The sequence below is a fragment of the Peptostreptococcus anaerobius 653-L genome (assembly GCF_000178095.1).
Lineage (GTDB): Bacteria > Bacillota > Clostridia > Peptostreptococcales > Peptostreptococcaceae > Peptostreptococcus > Peptostreptococcus anaerobius.
Genome location: NZ_ADJN01000015.1, coordinates 1 through 19,662, shown reverse-complemented (window position 1 = coordinate 19,662; position 19,662 = coordinate 1). Strand labels below are relative to the sequence as shown.

The window sequence follows — 19,662 nt, the reverse complement described above, 5'->3', positions numbered from 1 at the left end:
GATGGTATATGATACCGTATTAGATACAATTACCAAAAATAATATGATTGAGGAAGGCGACAGGATAATAGTAGGCCTATCAGGAGGGCCGGACTCTGTCTGCCTACTCCATGTTTTACACAGGTTATCCCTAAAAATGAATATAAGGGTCTACGCTGTCCACTTAAACCATCAGATTAGAGGACTGGATGCCCACCTAGATGCCCTATATGTTTCAAAGCTATGCCACAAGCTAGGTATAGCCTGCTTTATTAGGTCCATAGATGTACCCAAATACTGCAGTGAAAATGGTCTAGGACTTGAAGATGGGGCCAGAAACCTAAGGTATATGATCTTTAAGGAGGTCAAGGATAGGATAGGAGCCAATAAGATAGCAGTTGGTCACAACAAAAATGATCAGGCAGAGACTGTCATTATGAGGATTATGAGAGGGACTGGAATAAAGGGACTCAGTGGTATGGACTATGTTAGGTCAGATGGAGTAATAAGACCTATACTAGACCTAGATAGGTCTGACATAGAAAGCTATTGCAAAGACCATTCTCTTACACCTAGGATAGACTCAACCAACCTAGAGGCCATATATTCAAGAAATAAGATAAGGTTGAATATAATCCCATATATGAGGGATGAATTCAATGAAAATATAATAGAGACCCTAGTAAGAATGTCTAGGGGTATGAGGATGGACAATGACTATATAGACTCCCAGGCTCAGGCAGCCTACAAGATGTCCAGCAAAAAATATACAAATGGAGTATATCTCTTTACAGACCAAGTAAGAGACCAACACGAGGCCATAAGGTCTAGGATGGTGATTTTGGCGATACAGGACATACTTTCAAGCGTGAAGTCATTTGACAAGAAACACTTTGATGATGTGCTGGGACTGCTAGATGACTCTAAGATAGACAAGCAGATAGACCTTCCTAGGGGACTGATTGTCTACAGGAAAAAAGACTATTTATTGTTTACCAAGGAAGCCCTTGTCTACGAAGAGGCCAGATATGACTATGAAGTAGCTAGTGAGGAAGAGGTCTTTGTAAGAGAGATAGGCAAGGTATTTAAGACAAGGACTATTACCATAGACGAGTTTGACAAGGACAAGATAAAAGATGGGATACAGTATATAGATATTGATAAATTAAAGGGCAAACTTAGATTGAGAAATAGACGCCAAGGTGATAAAATAAGGTTGGTAGGTGGAAGTAAGAAAATAAAGGACCTTTTTATAAGTATGAAACTGCCTAAGGAGAAAAGATCTTATGTACCGATTCTCTTGGATGGGAACACTGTGGTGGCAGTATGTGGCCATAGGGTCAGCGTCGATTATAAGGTCGATGAAGATACAAAGAGAATACTAGAATTTAGGTTGGAAGATAAAATATAAATTACCTTAAGGAGGGAAAATTATTGAAAAAGACACTAAGAGGTGCCAGTGTTTACCTAGTGATCTTGGTCATGATAGTAGTTATAATAAACTACACAGGAGCCAAGTCTGGAGAGACCAAGGAGATGGAGTTCTCTAAGATATATAGGGAAATCAAGGATGGCAAGGTGAGTTCAGTTCACATAGTTGAAGGAACTAGCATAGAGGGTGTATTAAAGGATGGAAAGACAAAGTTCAAGTCTTATATACCTAGTGAATTGAGGGGAGACACCCTATCAAATGAAATATTAAAGGGCATAGAGAAGAACCAGTTAAAGGTGGATGCAGAGCCAAAGCCAGAGACACCATGGATATTGGAGATGTTGCCAAGCCTACTTTTGTTGGGCTTTACAGTATTTGCCTTCTTTATGATTATGAACCAGACCGGTGGTGGAGGTGGCAAGATGGCCAATTTCTCCAAGTCTAAGGCCAAGGTCCATAAGCCGGATGAAAATGACAAGGTTGTATTCGATGACGTTGCAGGGTTAAATGAAGAAAAGGAAGAACTTCAGGAGATAGTAGACTTTTTGAAAAATCCAAAGAGGTACCTAGACCTAGGGGCCAGAATACCAAAGGGAATATTGATGGTGGGACCTCCAGGTACAGGTAAGACCTACCTATCAAGGGCTGTAGCAGGTGAGGCAGGAGTTCCATTCTTCTCTATATCTGGTTCAGACTTTGTTGAGATGTTTGTCGGTGTAGGTGCTTCAAGAGTTAGAGACCTATTTGAACAGGCCAAAAAGGATGCCCCAGCTATCATATTTATAGACGAAATAGATGCTGTTGGTAGAAAAAGAGGTGCAGGTCTTGGTGGTGGACATGACGAAAGAGAACAGACACTTAACCAGCTATTGGTTGAGATGGATGGATTTGGTGTCAATCAGGGCATAATCATCATGGCAGCTACTAATAGACCAGATATCCTAGACCCAGCCCTACTTAGACCAGGTCGTTTTGACAGGCAGGTAGTAGTTGGCAAGCCTGATGTAAAGGGCAGAGAGGCCATATTTGGCGTTCACTCAAAGAAAAAACCTCTAGCAGAAGATGTAGACCTAAAGGTACTTGCCAAGTCTACACCAGGATTCACACCAGCAGATATTGAAAATATCATGAATGAGGCTGCTATCCTAGCTGCTAGAAGAAAAGAGAACAAGATATCACAGGCTGTGATAGAAGAGTCAATCACAAAGGTTGTAGTTGGTGTAGCCAAGAAATCAAGGGTTATCAGTTACAAGGAAAGACTTCTTACATCATACCACGAGGGTGGTCATGCAGTGTGTGCTCATGTACTAGACCTAATGGACCCAGTTCATCAGGTAACTATAATACCAAGGGGTATGGCAGGTGGATTTACTATGCAGCTACCTACAGAAGACAAGTACTATACTACAAAGGGCGAAATGATGCAGGAACTGATAGTCTTACTAGCTGGTAGGGTTGCAGAAGAACTAAACCTAGACGATATATCTACAGGTGCTTCAAATGACCTAGACAGGGTTACAGCCATTGCTAAGGGTATGATAACTAGGTATGGTATGAGTGAAAAGCTTGGACCTAGAACTTTTGAATCAAGTGATGAAGTATTTATAGGAAATAGCATAGGTCACACTAAGGAATACTCAGAAGAAATAGCAGCTGCTATTGATGAAGAGGTAAGAACTATAGTGACAGATGCCTATGAAAAGACAAGAAATATATTGAGGGACAACCAGGATAGGTTGGACTATATAGCCAAGGCACTGATGGAGTACGAGACATTGGATGGAAAGCAGTTTGAGGAGGCATTCGAAATGAGATTGCCGCTTGAAAGCAATGATGAAGCTCTTGTTGAGACTCAGGACGAGCCTGGTATTGAAGGATAAATATTAACAAAATGGTATATACCTATTGTTGAAATTAAAAAGAGTGCTTGCCTTGTCTAGCAAGTCGTGTAAGAATTAAATATATCGGATTTTCGAGTCGCTGAAAGCTCAATGCCCGCCAAGGCGGTCCGGGTCGCTTTCGGTCGCTCCATCTCAAATCGATATATTAGAAATTCTTCACGAATCTTGCTTAGACCTTGTAAAGCACTCTTTTTGTAATTTGTTAGTAGATAGGTATATACCATTTTTGTATTTATAGCTTCGATACTTGGCTAGTTGTAAGTCTAACAAGGGTTCCTATGATCAGGTATATAGTATATAATAGGATTATGGATGGGAACTTTTATTTTTAGGAAATTTATAAAGTAGGTGATATTATGAGTAGTATCGCAAATAAGATTGAGAAAATGAATTTGAGAACAAAATTGGCATATCTGCTGGTAATGGTATTGTTATTTACTATTCCATTTACAGGTTTAGTGCTAGAGTCAATGAACATGATTGTGAGGATTTGTGGAGTGGAAATTATAAAAATTGTACTACCTTTTATATTAGTAAGTCTTGTGGCAGTATTTACTATTAATTTTACAAAGAAAAAATCAAAGAGTGATGATAAAAATCAAAAAGAAGACAATTATATGTCTGAAGGAATGAGTATTGGTATGTGTTTGGGGACAGCAGCTGGAGTTACATTAGGTGAAAATAATTTAGCAATAGGAATGTCGATTGGTATGGTACTAGGAATGATTATAGGAATGTGTTATAAGAAATAATTGGATTTAAATTATACTCGGCAGATGATTTTATGGTTTATAATTTCAAATTAAAGACTAGATATGTGAGTTGTGGAAGGTGTTCTAATACACCTTCTTTTTTAATCTTTATTATTGACAAGTGTACTTGGTAAAATATATAATAATGCCAAGTATACTTGTTATTTTATAAGGAGGTATCTAATGGATAGGGATGAATTATTGAAAAGGGTCAGGAGAGCGGAAGAAGATGAAGGTAAGATCTATATTGAAGAAAAGGGCTATAAATGGGGCTTTAAATTTATGATGGCTATTATAGCCCTTGTACTAATTGTTAATATGTTATCGGATAAGAGAGTTGATTATTCTATATTTGCCATATTATTTGCAGGAAATACGGGTACAGTTTGTGCAAGTTATTGGTATGGGCGCAGCAAGTTAAGCTTATTTGGAGGCATATTCTGTGTGGGATTTTTAATTTGCATGTTATACCTTTATGTGACTAGTTTGTAGGTGTAGATATGAAATATAATTTGCAGTTAAAAAACAGGTTAAAGGATATAAGAAAAGAGCTTGGTCTATCTCAAACAGATCTTGCCAATATGGTTGGTGTATCTCGAAATACTATATCATCCATAGAAACTGGCCAGTTTAATCCCACTGCCAAATTGGCTCTTATACTTGCTATAGCTTTAGAAAAGAAATTTGAAGATATTTTTTACTTTGATTAAATTATATTCTCAGGAGCTTGTTGAAATGGGAAATAGCTTTAATTTAGAGATTGTTTTTACTATTTTTAATAGCTTGATTTTATTTTGCCCATAGTGGTTTTATTCCTACTATTTAGGTTTTATAAAAAGTATAAAAAAATTAATATTTTATTATTGACCATCACCTAAGGTAATAGTTTATACTTAAACTTGTTAGGAGGTGGTCTTTTGTATTTGATTAAAAAGGCGAGTGAAATTAGTGGTGTATCGGTGCGCACTTTACAGCACTATGACAAGATTGGACTTCTTAGTCCAAAGAAAAAGGATAATGGATATAGGTATTATTCGGAAGATGATATGTCTTTGTTACAGACGATACTATATTACAAGTATTTGGGCTTTAGTTTGAATGATATTAAAAATTTAATTCATAAAGATGATTGTGAGATCCTAGGACACTTAGAAAATCAATTAAAGCTAATGAACGAGGAAAAAAATAGGCTCCTAACCCTAATATCCACTCTAGAAAAAACTATCAAATCAAGAAAGGGAGGCTTAGATATGGAAGTAGAAGACAAGTTTAAGGGATTTACTTATGAGGATAATTTAAAGTATAAGGACCAGGCGGTTGAAAAGTATGGTAGTGTCGTAGAGGAAGCCTATGAAAAGCAAAAGGGTATTGAAAATCAAGTCGTGGATGTTTTCAACGAGATATTCTTCTCTTTTGCCGACAACCTATCAAAGGATATACCAGTAGAAGAAGATAAAAATATAGAGCTGGCTAGGAGACTACACCAGCATATCAGGGATGTTGCCTTTAATTGCAGTCTGGAAGTATTCTCTCAAATTGCATATGGTTATGTCTATGATGATGAATTTAAGAAAAATATAGACAAGTTTGGTGAAGGTACTGCCCAGTATGTATGTGATTCAGTTCAAGCATATGTAAATAAAGGATTGGCTAGATAATCTTAATACTTGGCCCTATGGTACCTATACAGAAAATCTCCCTCTACAGATTTATTGAGCACGGCTTTTAGATTACTATTCTTAAAGGAAATGTTCATAGTTGTCCTGCTAAGTGGAGATATCTTATATACTTTTTTTAGGTTTATTATATGTTTAGATGATGATTTAAAAAAAAGTAGAGGCAGTCTTTCCTGAAGTTTTGTGAAGTCTTCATAGTAGGAAAGGCTGCTATCATCATCCAAAATTATATTTATGTTACGCCCATTTTTTTCGAAAAACAGTATATTATCGTAGTCTATCATATGGGTAGATTTTCTGAACTTATATATGAAAATAGTGTCACATACCCTTGCCTGGTTTGAAAGTCTATAAGATTCAATCATATCATAGGCTATGGATATAGACTCTAAAAGGCGGTTTGTATCGATGGGTTTTACTATAAAATCAACAGGTCTATAGTCGTGACTTTTGATTGAATACTCAGGGAATCCTGTCATAAAGATAACTCTCACATTTTGTCTGTAGTTTTCTTTAATCTTGCCGACAGCATCAATGCCATTTACACTTGGCATATCAATATCTGTGATTATGAGGTCAACAGGATTGTTTTTAGCTATATCAATCATCTCCTGACCATTTTTACAGGCGTATATATGATCTATGTAGTTGATTTCATTGACTATATTTTTTATTTTTTCTAGTTCTTTCTTGTTGTCATCACACACTAATAATATCATTTGTTCTCCCCATATAAATAACTGTATTAAATACCTAGAGTTTTTAGAGATATAAGTCCTATAAATATATAGGCCATTTAAAGCTATATTACCTAAAAATCTTTTGGTATTATAATCGTGAATTTTGTATTTATTTTATTGGACTCTACATAGATGTGTCCCTTGTATTTTTCAATAAGACTTTTACAGATATATAGGCCTAGCCCCCTATCAGGATTTTTAGAATCTGTATGGCCTTTTTTGAAGATGGCATCTATATTTTCTATTTGTGGTCCGTTGTTTGTGATTTCTATAAAGTAGGCTAGAGTGTCATCGTATATATTCATTCTTATATATCTTGTATTATTTTTACTAGAACTAGTATCTATATTAGAACTGCTACTCTTATCTATACGTCTATTTTCACCAGCAATCTCCTTGTTTTTAAGTGCTCTTATTGAGTTTTCTAGTATATTGCCTATGATTGAATTTAGGTCGGAGAAGCTTACCCCTATGACCATATTTGGATCGCCGATATAGTATTTATAATCTATATTGTTTCTTGAGCAGGTTTCCATCACCGAATTTGCTATTATTAATACTTTTGAGGAATCGGTCTTATATGTTTCCTTGAATGAGTTCAAGTTATTGTAATCTAGTATTTTGTCAGAACTTGAGTTTTCAAAATTTGATATACTGTCTAAATGTGCTATGTTTTGTAAAAATAATTTATTATGCGTATCAGATAGTTCATTACAATGTGAATTTGAAAGGTTATCATTTATAAATTCAACTATATCACTGCACTTATTTTGGTCAGCCAATTCTTTTATCAGTCTGATATTTTTTCTGTTTTCGTGGTTAGTTATTCTGAGGCTATCAACCCTTTTATTGAGGTTGTCTAGGACTAGCTCGGTCTTATGTAGGTCTTCATTCATGACCTTTATTTCATTTTTTAGGCTCTTGGTCTTCAGCCAAGCAAATAATGAATAGCTGATGCTTATAATAGTCAGTGAAATTAGGATAGCATTTATAATTTGATTGTAATTTTCACCCATGTCCCCAACCTCCAGTTATCTGATACTACTATAATTATATATGAATGAAAATTTAATAGCAAGGTTCTTTATTTGCTGGATTTTTGCAGATAGATAGGTATTAGATACATTAAATTGCAGCGAATAGGTATTTTGACGTATTATTTGTTCAAATTGGATGTTTGAAAATATTTTGGGTCAAATATATAATTAACATAGATAAAACTTATATAGGTCTTTGAAGGAGGTTAGTATGTTATCTTTGATAGTTCGTTATATAAAAAAATGTTACAAAAGGTCGATTGTAATAGGAATTTGTTTTTTTATGAGTTTCTTGATTATTTGGACCAATGGCATCCTAAAACACACGGGCAACTTAGTAGAATTGAATTTTTTAAAAGAGGACTCAATATACCATTTGAAGTTTCATAATTTGAATGAAAAAGCCTTAGCAAGTATAAAAAAGAGTCCTGATGTTGACAAAATCCATATTGAGAACCTGGTTGATGCATCTAAGGCAAGTTCTAAATATATGATAAATGTCATTGGGAAAGACAAGTCACAATATAAGGTCTTGAGAGGACGTTACCCCAATAATCACAATGAAGTTATGGTTCAGGATTGGATACTCAAAAATATAGGTAAGGATATAGGTGACAATTTTGAGTTTGAGTCATACATATCCAAGGGTAAGGTATCCTATAAAATAGTGGGTGTACTAGAGGACAATGCCAAAGAGAAGTCTAAACTTATGTTCCAATTTTTTACTTTAAATAGGAAAAATCAGCTAGATAAGTATAATTTAGTAAACATTATACTCAAGGACAAGGGGAATATTAGGAGTGCATCAAAAAAAATTATAAAGGATCTAAAAGACAAAAACTTAGTCAAGGAGGGAGACTATTCTATAAATGATATGCTTATTGAGGCCTATGAAAATGATGGCAGCACAGGCTTAGAAGTATTCAAGATAATCTTTATGTCTGTCTTATTTACTTCTGTTATAATAGCATCTACATATCTTATATCTGTTAGGACTAGGCTAGAGGATATGGGTATATTTAAGGCAATTGGGATGGGATTCTTTGATATTTTTAAACTTATAATAGGTGAGTTATATTTATTGATGTTTGTGGGTGGACTAGCAGCCTTTCCTAGTTCGATAGTGCTCTCCAACTATATAATAGCTAGGGGAGAGAACTTCTATTCTGAGGTCCAGGCCAATATGGTATCTTATAGCGGTTTAGTTATTGAGCCTAAGATAATTTTGATAGGTCTAATCTCTGTTATGGCTTCAGTGTTAGTCATAGGACTAGTGGTGTACTGGCTTGCAGTCAAGGGTAGTCCAATAGATATGATAAGGTCTAGAAACAGGATGAAGATTAGTTACAGATCGAGTAGGTTATGGAACTACATATGTGATAAATTTGATGTTGGAATATTTATATTCTTGAAGTACCTAAGGGCAGATTATATTTTAACCCTAGTCGTTATATTATCAGTATCACTACCTATATCTGAAATACTTATGAGGTCTTATTATTCAAGGGAAAATGAGAAAGTGATGGAGATGACAGATGATTTTACCAAGGCAGATTTTACTATAAGAAAAAACAATATATTAGATTTGACATCATATATACCTAAATCTACTGCGGACGAAATAGGGGAAATAAAGATGTCTGACGGCAAGTCCTGTATAGATAGAAATATGTGGGCTAGCTTTAAATTTTCTTATTTTGATATTGAAAAATCCATGATGAATAGGAAGGACTACTTTGATGAAAAAAATAAATCTCCATATATGAGTAAGGTTTTAGATGGTCTTTACAAGGAAAATGGCAAAGGGTACACAATCAAAAATATAGTATTAGGATATAATGACCAAGCCTTAGAAGCCTTAAAAGACCATATATACGAGGGGAAAAAGACAAGTATAGATAAAAATAATATATCCAAGGATGAGTGTATCCTATATTATCCTGTAAATTATATTGATATTAATAGGGGAAAAGACCCTAGAAACAAGATCCTAAACTATAAACTAGGCGATAGGATAGAGGTAAATATAGCAAATAAACTCAAAAACACTAGTTTAAGCGACAAGGAGATAGGTGATTTTTGGCAACTAAAGGGTAGAACACCTACAATAAAAAAGTCCTACAAGATAGTGGCTATAGTAGACTATCTACCAGTAACTTCTGGTTCTGGGCAAGATTCTTCGGTAAATGTAATAATACCCCATGAGCATATGGTTGATATAGACAAGGATATGGGATATTCTGTGGGTGAGATATACATTAGGGATATAAAGGATCAAAATTTTATTGAAAAGAGTATGCTAGAAAAACTAAAAGGATACCCTGAATATCTTTTGTCCAATATGTCAAAGGAGAGGCTTGAAAATTCTATGGCAGAGGTTTCATACCTAAGTACAGAAAATATAAAGTATTATGCCTTTGTTTTGGTGGCAGTAGCCTGTATGATAAACCTACTTACATACAAGTTGATGTCAAAGAAAAAAGATATAGGCCTGATGATGTCACTGGGTATGACTGAAAGCGACATCAGGACCATGCTGATTGGTGAAGCCTTGGTATATGCAGTATTTTCAACCATATTGTCATTGACCATAAGTATGGTGAGACAATTTGTGTATATTAGAGAGATGGAGTCGGTATCTAGGATAATCGGTCTTAGTATGGATATAAATCCGCTTGTATTCTTGTCTATATTTGCAGTCAGTCTAGGTGTATGTATGTCTAGTATATATATGCCAGCTAAAAAGATACTCGCTAGCGATATAAGAGAAGCAATTGGTGATTTGGAATAGGAGATAAGGTATGTCATATATAGAGATAAAAAATTTAGGAAAAGTATACGGAACAGGAGACAACAGGCACATGGCCCTGAATGGAGTAGACCTTAATATAGACAAGGGGGAATTTGTGGCTATAATGGGACCATCTGGATCAGGAAAGACTACTCTATTGAATATGGTAGGTGGACTGGACCAGCCGACGTCAGGAAGGATATTTATAAACGGGATTGATATATGCTCAAAATCTAAATCTTCACTTGCTAGATACAGGAGAAGGGACGTAGGTATAGTATTTCAGAACTATAACTTAGTCAGAATATTGAGTGCCAGAGAAAATATTGAATTTCCGATAAGACTAGACCATAAAAAACCTGACTTGGACTATATTGAGTCAATAATTAGTAAGCTAGGTATTGGGGATAAGGGGAACAAGTTTCCCGACCAGCTATCGGGTGGAGAACAACAGAGGGTGGCTATAGCGAGGGCTATGGTTACAAGGCCAATGCTATTGCTTGCGGATGAACCTACTGGCAACCTAGACTCAGATACAGGAATGGAGATACTTAGGTTGATTAGAAAAATAGTGGATGAAGAGGGTCAGACTGTTATTATGATAACCCATGATGAGGAAGTTGCGAAGATTGCAGACAGGGTAGTATATATAAGAGATGGAGTAGTCGAGGGATAGCTTATTTATCAAGTGTATTTTGTTTTGAAATATGAATCACAGCATGGTACAATTAGTCTGTAAAATAAAAACTAATCATGAGAGGCTGCTTTGAAAGTCTGCTAAGTGGCAGAATATCTATTAGAACTTGATTATCTTGTATAAAAAAAGAGGGTTGGTTGCCTTGGATATGTAATCATTGAGAAGAAACGTCAAAACATCAATGCACAGCTTTCAGTGAAGCGAGCAATATGATGTTTTTGGTTCTTCGTACAGATTACAAGACAAGGTAACCAACCCTCTCTTAATTTAAATATAAGAATCAAGTCCTCTAATAGATATCTCACCAGTAAATACAGTTTCAACCTGACCTGATTCATGCTCAACAATCAAGTTCCCCATATCATCAATATCCCTAGCAAAAACCTTGACCCTTTCTCCCTCTTTTATCTTGTAGACTTCCCTTCCTAAGACAGCCGACCTACTCCTAAGTATATCTAGACACTCTCTTTTGTCTCCTGCCTTAAACTTCTCATACAGGTCCTCAAAATTAGGAAAGAACTTTCTCAAAAATTCAATCCTGTCGATTTCTATTCCTTCGTTGGCAAATGATGTTGCCTTGTCCTTGATTTCATCTTCAAAATCCTTTTTGTACAAGTTTATCCCTATACCTACAATTATATAAGATATATGGTCTATTTCTGCAGACATCTCTGTTAGGATACCTGCAACTTTTTTACCCTTATATATCAAGTCATTCGGCCATTTGATTGATATTTCTATGCCTAGGTCCAAGAAAGTCTTCGTAAGGCTGGCAGCTACTAGTTGCGTAATAAATGGAGCTTGCATTAGGGCTATGTCTGGTTTTAATATGGTAGAGAAGTACAGACCCTTATTTTGTTCGGATACCCATGTACGCCCGATGCGACCTTTTCCTTTGGTCTGTTCATCTGCTAGAACTACAGTTCCTTCAGGTGACTGGGAGGCAATTTTATTAGCTTGTATATTTGTAGAGTCGATAGTTTTGAAGTAGTCAACTCTTTGTCCCATGAATGATGTCTTTAATCTATGGCTTATTTCATAGCTTGGGTTTGCTGTATCTGTTCGACCGATTAGCTTATAGCCCTGGGAAGTTTTTGATTCTATCTGGTAGCCCTCTTTCTCTAGGTTTTTGATGTGTTTCCAAACGGAAGCCCTGGATACTTCTAGTTTTTCAGATATTGATTCTCCGGATATATATTTATCTTTATTGTCGATTAGTATATTTATTATTTTTTCTTTTGTAGACTTCATTTTAGTCCTCCTCATAGACTTATCGGACCTTGTCCAATGTGTTTTTATAGAGATTTTAAGTCGTAACGACTAGTTAATTAAGTATATTTTACCATAGGGTAAAATACATTTCAAAATATAATCCACTTATCTTGTACAAAGCTTGATATAGGTGTTATAATGGTAACGTTGATGAAAAGACGTATATCTAACGGGATATAACCCAGTACTAATTGGGTAATAATAAATAAGATAATATTTAGTATATTAGGAAAGGTTAAGAAAGTATGTTACTAGTATTTGACGTTGGAAATACCAATATGGTATTAGGCGTATACGATGGAAGTAAGCTAATAAGCGATTGGAGAATAAATACTGATCCAAATAAGACTTCAGATGAATATGGAGTATTGATAAAGAATCTTTTTGATTCAAGTAAGGTCGATATGACTTTGGTAGATTCTATTATAATATCGTCTGTAGTTCCAGCCGTAATGCATTCTCTAGAGAACTTCTGCATGAAGTATTGTGGGATAAGCCCATTGGTTGTTGGCCCTGGCATTAAGACAGGCCTAAATATAAAGTATGATGACCCTAAGATGGTTGGTGCAGACAGGATTGTAAATGCAGTTGCTGCAATTGCTAAGTATAAAAAGCCACTTATAATAATAGACTTTGGTACGGCTACAACTTACTGTGCTATATCTGGCAAGGGTGAATATCTGGGTGGTGTAATAGCTCCTGGTATCAAGATTTCAAGTGAGGCCCTATTCCAGAAGGCATCTAAGCTACCTAGAGTCGAGATAGTCAAGCCAGAGTGCATAATATGCAAGGATACTATTTCTTCAATCCAGGCTGGTCTAGTCTATGGCTATGCAGGCCAGTGTGAGAAGATTGTAGAACTTATGAAGGAAGAGCTTGGAGATGACGAGGTGCTAGTAATAGGTACAGGTGGTCTTGCTAATATGATAGCAACTCAGACTGATGTCATGGATTATGTTGATGGAGACCTTACCCTTGAAGGCTTGAGACTAATATACGAAAAAAATAAAGCATAGGGGTAATAGATGAAGTTTAAAGATTTTGAAGTAAAGAATGAAGTGTTTTTGGCACCCATGGCAGGTGTAACTGACCTACCTTTTAGGTTGATTTGTAAGGAGCTTGGATGTGGTCTACTATATACTGAGATGATAAATGCCAAGGCCTTGTGTTATGATGACCAAAACACTAAGAAGATGTTGAATATATTGGATGAAGAACATCCTGTAGCCGTGCAGATATTCGGTAGTGAGCCTGAATATATGGGTCGTGCTGCGAAAATTTTAAATGACTATCCAAATGAGATTTTGGATATAAATATGGGTTGTCCAGCTCCCAAGGTCATAAAAAACGGTGACGGGTCAGCCCTTATGAAAAATCCCAAGTTGGCAGCCGATGTCCTTACTAATGTAGTAAAAAACTCAAATAAGCCAGTTACCCTGAAGATTAGAAAGGGTTGGGATGATGATTCTGTAAATGCTGTAGAGATTGCCAAGATAGCAGAGGACTGTGGTATAGATGCCATAGCAGTTCATGGCAGGACAAGAGAGCAATTCTACTCTGGCAAGGCTGATTGGGATATTATAGGTCAGGTGAAAAATGCCGTATCTATTCCAGTTATAGGAAATGGAGATATAGTGTCTGTTGAAGATGTTGTAAAAATAAGAGAGATGACCAATTGTGATGCCGTTATGATTGGTAGGGGGGCCCAGGGAAATCCTTGGATTTTCAAGAGGATAGACCATTACTTAAAGACAGGTGAGATACTTCCAGGTCCAACAAAGGAAGACAAGATAAATATAGCCATCAAGCATATGGGACTTGCTGTCAAGGAGCATGGAGAGTATGTAGCTGTAAGAGAGATGAGAAAGCACATCGGATGGTACCTAAAGGGAATGAAAAATTCGGCTAGGTTCAGGGATATGATAAATAAGATGGAGTCGGCCCAAGAGGTAGTAGATACACTTAATATGCTCCTAAATGACTAGAAAACCTTGACATTTAGCGCTTTTTAGAATATAATATATCGGATATATGTTAAATTGTGTCAAAATTACACACAATTTATAAACCTTATAGAGATTATGAAATAGGTTACAAACATACCTAGATCAGGATAGACAAAAATGCCTTGTTGATCATAGATGATTATGTAAATGACAGGGCTATAAATTGGAGGAGCGTAATGGAAGAAAATACTAGCAAAGAGATAATCCTTACACAGGAAGGGTTTGACAAACTTGAAGAAGAACTAGAGCTACTAAAAACGACTAGAAGAAAAGAAGTAGCTGAAAGACTAAAGGTAGCAATATCATTTGGTGACTTATCTGAAAATGCAGAGTATGATGAAGCTAAGAAAGAGCAGGCTGCTCTTGAAGAGAGAATTATCAAGTTAGAAAACATGGTAAGAAAGGCCGTTATAATAGATGAGAGCAGTGTTGACCTAGATGTTATCACAATAGGTTCAATAGTTAGAATATACGATGAAGATTTTGATGAAGAAGTAGAATATTCAATCGTTGGTAGTGCAGAAGCAGACCCATATAACGGTAAAATATCTAATGAATCTCCAGTTGGTAAGTCATTACTTGGCAGCAAGATAGGGGATGTCGTAGAAGTAAATGTACCAGATGGAATCATAAAGTTAAAGGTACTAGATATAAAGAGATAATCACACTAAGGAGGACGTAATGGAAAACAACAAGCCAGAAAGTCAGATAGAAAATTTAAGTGAAGTTCTTCAGGTAAGAAGAGATAAATTAAAAGATCTTCAGGAAATGGGAAGAGACCCTTTCAAGATCAGTAAGTATGAAGTAAGTCATCATTCAGATGAGGTAATAGCAAACTACGATAGCCTAGAAGGTCAGAGAGTGAGCCTAGCTGGACGTATAATGTCTAAGAGAGTCATGGGTAAGGCATCATTTATGCACCTACAGGACCAGAACGGAAGAATCCAGGCCTATGTAAAGAGAGACGATATAGGTGTTGATGAATATAAGCTATTTAAGACATATGACCTAGGTGATATAGTAGGTATAGAAGGTTTTGTATTCAAGACTAAGACTGAAGAAGTGTCAGTACACGTTGAAAAGTTAGTCCTACTATCTAAATCACTACAGGTACTACCAGAAAAGTACCACGGTCTAAAGGACGTTGACCTAAGATACAGACAGAGATATGTTGACCTTATAGTAAATCCAGAAGTAAAGGAAGCCTTCCTTACAAGGACTAAGGCCCTTAAGGCTCTTAGAAGCTACCTTGACGATAGAGGATTCTTAGAAGTAGAAACACCAATACTAAATACAATTGCTGGTGGAGCAAATGCTAGACCATTTATCACCCACCACAATACACTAGATATACCTATGTACCTAAGAATTGCCAATGAGTTATACCTAAAAAGACTAATCGTTGGTGGATTTGACAAGGTATATGAAATGGGTAGGATGTTCAGAAACGAAGGTATGGACATGAAGCATAACCCAGAATATACAGCAATAGAACTATACCAGGCCTATGCAGACTACAAGGACATGATGGAAATAACTGAAAATGTTATATCTCACATGGCTGAAGTTGCTACAGGCAGCATGAAGATAGACTACCAGGGAACAGAGATAGACTTTACTCCTCCATGGAAGAGAATGACTATGGAAGAATGCGTAAAGGAATATGCAGGTGTAGACTTCTCTGAAATAAATACAGACGAAGAAGCCCTAGCCATAGCTAGAGAAAAGGGTATAGAAATCACTCCAGGAATGAGAAGGGGTGAGGTAATCAATGCCTTCTTTGAGGAGTTCGGTGAAGACCAGCTAATCCAGCCAACTTTCATAACTCATCATCCAGTTGAGGTATCTCCTCTTGCGAAGAGAAATGTTGAAGATCCTAGAAGAACAGATAGGTTTGAAGCATTTGCCAATAGGTGGGAGCTTGCCAATGCATTCTCAGAATTAAATGACCCAATCGACCAGAGGGGTAGATTTGAAGACCAGGTTAGAAAGAGAGAACTTGGTGACGATGAAGCTTGTGAAATGGATGAAGACTTCCTAAACGCCCTAGAAGTAGGACTACCTCCAACAGGTGGACTAGGAATAGGTATAGACAGAGTTATCATGCTTCTTACAAACTCTACAACAATTAGGGACGTATTGTTATTCCCAACAATGAAGCCTCTAAGAGATGGTTCATCAGAAGCTGACGAAGAAGTTGAAAAGAAGGAAGTAAAGATAGACCTATCTAAGGTAAAGGTTGAGCCTTTATTTGAAGAAGATGTAGACTTTGAGACATTCTCTAAGTCAGACTTTAGAGTTGTAAAGGTTCTAAAGTGTGAAGAAGTACCAAAGTCAAACAAGCTACTAAAGTTCACATTGAATGACGGATCTGGCCAGGAGAGAGTGATCTTATCTGGGATCAAGATGCATTATTCAGCAGAGGAACTAGTAGGCAAGACACTAGTTGCAATAACTAACCTACCACCAAGAAAGATGATGGGTATAGAATCTTGCGGTATGCTAATATCAGCAGTATGCGACTATGATGGAAAAGAACTACTTAACCTATTGATGGTAGATGACAAGATACCAGCAGGGGCTAAGTTATATTAAAGAACACGCTAATTATGAAACTGGGGTTTGTAATGAATCCCAGTTTCATTTTTATAATTGGATTATTAGAATTACTAAACTATATAATAGGATCAATTTAAAGAATAATAAATATTAGATAATCACTGGCGATAGCAATTAAAAACTCTATTGTCTTTTTTATTTCAAAAAAGGAGATCAGTATGAAAAAATTATAACAACTAAGACAAGAGTCAAAAGAAATAAAAAAATAATATTGACAATACAGAAGAAAGACTAAGGCAAGAAAAAAATCAAGAAAAAAAGATATTAAAACAAGATATAGTAAAAAGAAGAAAAGAAAGAACTCATAGACTCATAACAAGAAGACCAATCCTAGAAAGTCTTTAGAAAATGCAGAAGAATTAACAGATGAAGAAATAAAAATCCTACTAGAAAAAGCAAAAAAGACAAAAGAATTTAAAGAAACACTAAAAATAATGAGCGAAAATTAAAAAAAATAAACAGGAAGATTTTTACAATGAGCATACTGCATAACTTATTTTATTTAAAATTTTTAAGAAATATCTGAAAGAATACTTATGAGAAAGCAAGATCTTAAATATATCTCAATGGAAATCGTAACTTGCCACTATGAAGAAAGAGAAAATAACCTTTACAATCAAATATTAGGGATATGAGAAGAAGTTGAACAAGCAGAAAAAGTTAAGACTTGCATAGAGCTGTTACAGGAACAAGAAAAACGACTATCACAGGTAAAACAGAACGAGTTAGACCAATAAAAAACAAAAGTGAAATATTTATAACTTAAGTATTGACATCAAGTTTTTAGTGTGATATATTTATAACACCATGTTAGAAATATATCACTTGAAATTATACGTAAGGAGAATTTGACATGAAAAACAAAGTATCTATACGAGAAGTTGTTGCAACAAAAATTATTATTGCAATCTTAATTGCGGGATATTATTGGTTGTGGAGCAGAAGCGACTATCATCCAGAATACCAACAGTTTTCAAGCTATTGGGGTTTTATTCTATTTTTGATGCTGATAGTGCATTATTTTAGAGTAAAAAAGTATAAGAAAGAATACTTTGATGAATTTGCGGAAAAAAATCTACACAGATGTGATTCAATATGCTTAAAAATTTTTTGCGTGTTAATGGTTATTATAGCGTATTTAGGAGGGATTTTAGGTCATGTAAACGGAATTTCAACAGCGTTGATGGGATGGCTAATTATTGGAACAGTAATTACAATTACAATACTTCGTACGATTATATTTATAATTATGGATTCTAAAGGGGTGTAATTGTGGCACTAATAACAAAAGTTAAGGAATATAGAGAAAAGAAAAAATATAAACAATCTGAACTTGCGGAAATGGTAAATGCCAGAAGAGAAACTATTGTGCATCTTGAAAATGGAAAATATAATCCGTCATTAAAATTAGCTATGGATATTGCAAAAGTGTTTGATGTTAGCGTAGAAGATTTATTTGAATTTACAGATGATTGAGGCACACAATTTAATTTAGGAAATATAATATGCAATTCACAGGATTGCAATGGGACGATATAGATTTTGATACGGTCGAAGATTTAGATAAATATGATAGGAAAAAATATCTTGCTCCTATTTCTGTTATAAACTTAAAAAAGACTCCTGGAAAGACAACCTCAAATGATTCTGAGATAGATAAGTTTGCAAAAGATGATAGAGAATTTATAAAAAATCAAGTTGAAATATATAGACCTGACCTTATAATTTGTGGAGGAACAGGAGATATATTGAATAATAAATAGCAGAGCTTTTAGTAATTGTTTTAAAGGAGAATATAAACATTCATTTTAAATTTAATATTTAATTCGAGAACAATCTAAAGACGGGGAGAGTATATCTTCATCGTCTTTTTATATTACAAGAAAGGATATTAGTATGAAAAAATTAGAACAAATAAGACAAGAATCAAAAGAAATAAAAGATAAAATTGACAATACAGAAGAAAGACTAAGGCAAGAAAAAAATCAAGAAAAAAAGATATTAAAACAAGACATAGTAAAAAGAAGAAAAGAAAGAACTCATAGGCTTATAACAAGAGGAGCAATCTTAGAAAGCCTTATAGAAAACGTAGAAGAACTAACAGATGAAGAAATAAAAATCCTACTAGAAGAAGCGACAAAGACAAAAGAATTTAAAGAAACACTAAAAATAATGAGAGAAAATTAATGAAATAAAATAATCAAATCTCCCTTAGAATTTCTAAGGGCGCAATTATACACCCTAAAGGGTGCTTGCGTCATGCGGAGCCAAACCCTTACAGGCAGCAATAATCATTCGCTTTGGGTCTGCCCCTGCCAATCATTCACCACGAGCTTGCGAGTGGTTTGACTGATTAGGCAAAGGGTATTTCAAAACGCTCATTCACAAAGTGAATATAAGAAATCTGTTAAGCCTCCACCTACTTGTACCCGCTAGGGTGAAACAACAAAAAAGAAAGGAAGTGATAAAAATGGCAGACAGTTTTCATTTTTCAGTAAACATAATATCAAGAGGAAAAGTAAAAAGTGCAGTAGCAAGTGCAGCATATATAAGTGGAGAAAAATAAAAAAATGAATGGGACGGAGTAACCCAAGACTACACAAGAAAGGAAAAAGTAAAACCAAACAAAAAAGATATGATCGGAGAAATCTAAGGGTGTAACGAATAGTTACACTCTTAAATAACCATAAAAAAAGACTTCCGAAAAGCGAAAATCAAAAATTTTGATTGTCGAAAATCTGGAAAACATCAAGGCGGATA

19 protein-coding genes and 1 pseudogene are annotated in these 19,662 nt (G+C 35.3%); 17 read left to right on the top strand and 3 right to left on the bottom strand.

Translation table 11 applies throughout. From position 1 onward, the window contains the following. Position 1 precedes the first annotated feature (1 nt). The 6 genes from tilS to HMPREF0631_RS01260 all read left to right on the top strand — a co-directional run bounded on the left by tilS (position 2) and on the right by HMPREF0631_RS01260 (position 5,722). The gene (tilS, locus tag HMPREF0631_RS01285; protein WP_002842942.1) at positions 2-1,390 is read left to right on the top strand and encodes a tRNA lysidine(34) synthetase TilS; all 1,389 of its coding nucleotides are present in this window, start codon (positions 2-4) and stop codon (positions 1,388-1,390) included. Positions 1,391-1,413: 23 nt separating this feature from the next. Next, positions 1,414-3,291 carry an ATP-dependent zinc metalloprotease FtsH gene (gene ftsH, locus HMPREF0631_RS01280; RefSeq protein WP_002842955.1) on the top strand — a complete coding sequence of 626 codons (1,878 nt, stop codon included), beginning with the start codon at positions 1,414-1,416 and terminating at the stop codon, positions 3,289-3,291. A 377-nt stretch (positions 3,292-3,668) separates the two neighbouring features. Next, positions 3,669-4,064, top strand: a complete 396-nt coding sequence (locus HMPREF0631_RS10090; RefSeq protein WP_002842885.1) for a hypothetical protein — start codon at positions 3,669-3,671, stop codon at positions 4,062-4,064. A 183-nt stretch (positions 4,065-4,247) separates the two neighbouring features. Beyond that, positions 4,248-4,556: a DUF6442 family protein gene (locus tag HMPREF0631_RS01270; RefSeq protein WP_002842929.1), complete on the top strand. Its 309-nt coding sequence runs from the start codon at positions 4,248-4,250 to the stop codon at positions 4,554-4,556. Between the two features lie 8 nt (positions 4,557-4,564). Next, entirely contained in the window at positions 4,565-4,774 is a 210-nt protein-coding gene (locus tag HMPREF0631_RS01265) for a helix-turn-helix transcriptional regulator (RefSeq protein ID WP_002843047.1), read from the top strand. 207 nt (positions 4,775-4,981) lie between these two features. Next, complete coding sequence (locus tag HMPREF0631_RS01260; RefSeq protein WP_002842918.1) at positions 4,982-5,722, top strand: MerR family transcriptional regulator; 741 nt, start codon at positions 4,982-4,984, stop codon at positions 5,720-5,722. A 2-nt stretch (positions 5,723-5,724) separates the two neighbouring features. Here HMPREF0631_RS01260 and HMPREF0631_RS01255 read toward each other — a convergent pair whose 3' ends face one another. Then, the gene (locus HMPREF0631_RS01255) at positions 5,725-6,459 is read right to left on the bottom strand and encodes a LytR/AlgR family response regulator transcription factor (RefSeq protein ID WP_002842903.1); all 735 of its coding nucleotides are present in this window, start codon (positions 6,457-6,459) and stop codon (positions 5,725-5,727) included. A 92-nt stretch (positions 6,460-6,551) separates the two neighbouring features. Beyond that, complete coding sequence (locus tag HMPREF0631_RS01250; protein WP_002843000.1) at positions 6,552-7,496, bottom strand: sensor histidine kinase; 945 nt, start codon at positions 7,494-7,496, stop codon at positions 6,552-6,554. A 397-nt stretch (positions 7,497-7,893) separates the two neighbouring features. Here HMPREF0631_RS01250 and HMPREF0631_RS01245 point away from each other — a divergent pair, with 397 nt between their 5' ends. Together HMPREF0631_RS01245 and HMPREF0631_RS01240 are read left to right on the top strand one after the other, a co-directional pair. After that, on the top strand, positions 7,894-10,308 hold the full coding sequence (locus tag HMPREF0631_RS01245) for an ABC transporter permease (protein WP_242821652.1): 2,415 nt from the start codon (positions 7,894-7,896) through the stop codon (positions 10,306-10,308). Between the two features lie 10 nt (positions 10,309-10,318). Beyond that, the gene (locus HMPREF0631_RS01240; protein WP_002843021.1) at positions 10,319-10,984 is read left to right on the top strand and encodes an ABC transporter ATP-binding protein; all 666 of its coding nucleotides are present in this window, start codon (positions 10,319-10,321) and stop codon (positions 10,982-10,984) included. Positions 10,985-11,272: 288 nt separating this feature from the next. Here HMPREF0631_RS01240 and HMPREF0631_RS01235 read toward each other — a convergent pair whose 3' ends face one another. Continuing rightward, positions 11,273-12,256, bottom strand: a complete 984-nt coding sequence (locus HMPREF0631_RS01235; protein ID WP_002842994.1) for a biotin--[acetyl-CoA-carboxylase] ligase — start codon at positions 12,254-12,256, stop codon at positions 11,273-11,275. A 266-nt stretch (positions 12,257-12,522) separates the two neighbouring features. On the opposite strand from HMPREF0631_RS01235, the gene HMPREF0631_RS01230 reads away from it, so the two are divergent. The 9 genes and pseudogenes from HMPREF0631_RS01230 (at position 12,523) to HMPREF0631_RS01195 (ending at position 19,089) form a co-directional block, all read left to right on the top strand. Continuing rightward, positions 12,523-13,293: a type III pantothenate kinase gene (locus HMPREF0631_RS01230; RefSeq protein WP_002842908.1), complete on the top strand. Its 771-nt coding sequence runs from the start codon at positions 12,523-12,525 to the stop codon at positions 13,291-13,293. 9 nt (positions 13,294-13,302) lie between these two features. Continuing rightward, complete coding sequence (gene dusB / locus HMPREF0631_RS01225; protein ID WP_002842902.1) at positions 13,303-14,262, top strand: tRNA dihydrouridine synthase DusB; 960 nt, start codon at positions 13,303-13,305, stop codon at positions 14,260-14,262. 197 nt (positions 14,263-14,459) lie between these two features. Further along, positions 14,460-14,945, top strand: a complete 486-nt coding sequence (greA, locus tag HMPREF0631_RS01220; RefSeq protein ID WP_002843057.1) for a transcription elongation factor GreA — start codon at positions 14,460-14,462, stop codon at positions 14,943-14,945. Positions 14,946-14,964: 19 nt separating this feature from the next. Next, positions 14,965-16,878 (top strand): lysine--tRNA ligase, encoded by a 1,914-nt coding sequence (gene lysS, locus HMPREF0631_RS01215; RefSeq protein WP_002842896.1) that lies wholly within the window; start codon positions 14,965-14,967, stop codon positions 16,876-16,878. Positions 16,879-17,099: 221 nt separating this feature from the next. Further along, a pseudogene (locus HMPREF0631_RS10085) lies at positions 17,100-17,351 on the top strand (DUF3847 domain-containing protein). A 404-nt stretch (positions 17,352-17,755) separates the two neighbouring features. Then, positions 17,756-18,172, top strand: a complete 417-nt coding sequence (locus HMPREF0631_RS01210) for a hypothetical protein (RefSeq protein WP_002846698.1) — start codon at positions 17,756-17,758, stop codon at positions 18,170-18,172. Positions 18,173-18,174: 2 nt separating this feature from the next. Beyond that, positions 18,175-18,378, top strand: a complete 204-nt coding sequence (locus HMPREF0631_RS01205) for a helix-turn-helix transcriptional regulator (RefSeq protein ID WP_002843027.1) — start codon at positions 18,175-18,177, stop codon at positions 18,376-18,378. Between the two features lie 29 nt (positions 18,379-18,407). Continuing rightward, entirely contained in the window at positions 18,408-18,665 is a 258-nt protein-coding gene (locus tag HMPREF0631_RS01200) for a hypothetical protein (protein WP_002842962.1), read from the top strand. A gap of 133 nt (positions 18,666-18,798) precedes the next feature. Then, positions 18,799-19,089: a DUF3847 domain-containing protein gene (locus HMPREF0631_RS01195; RefSeq protein WP_002843092.1), complete on the top strand. Its 291-nt coding sequence runs from the start codon at positions 18,799-18,801 to the stop codon at positions 19,087-19,089. The last annotated feature ends 573 nt before the right edge of the window (positions 19,090-19,662 follow it).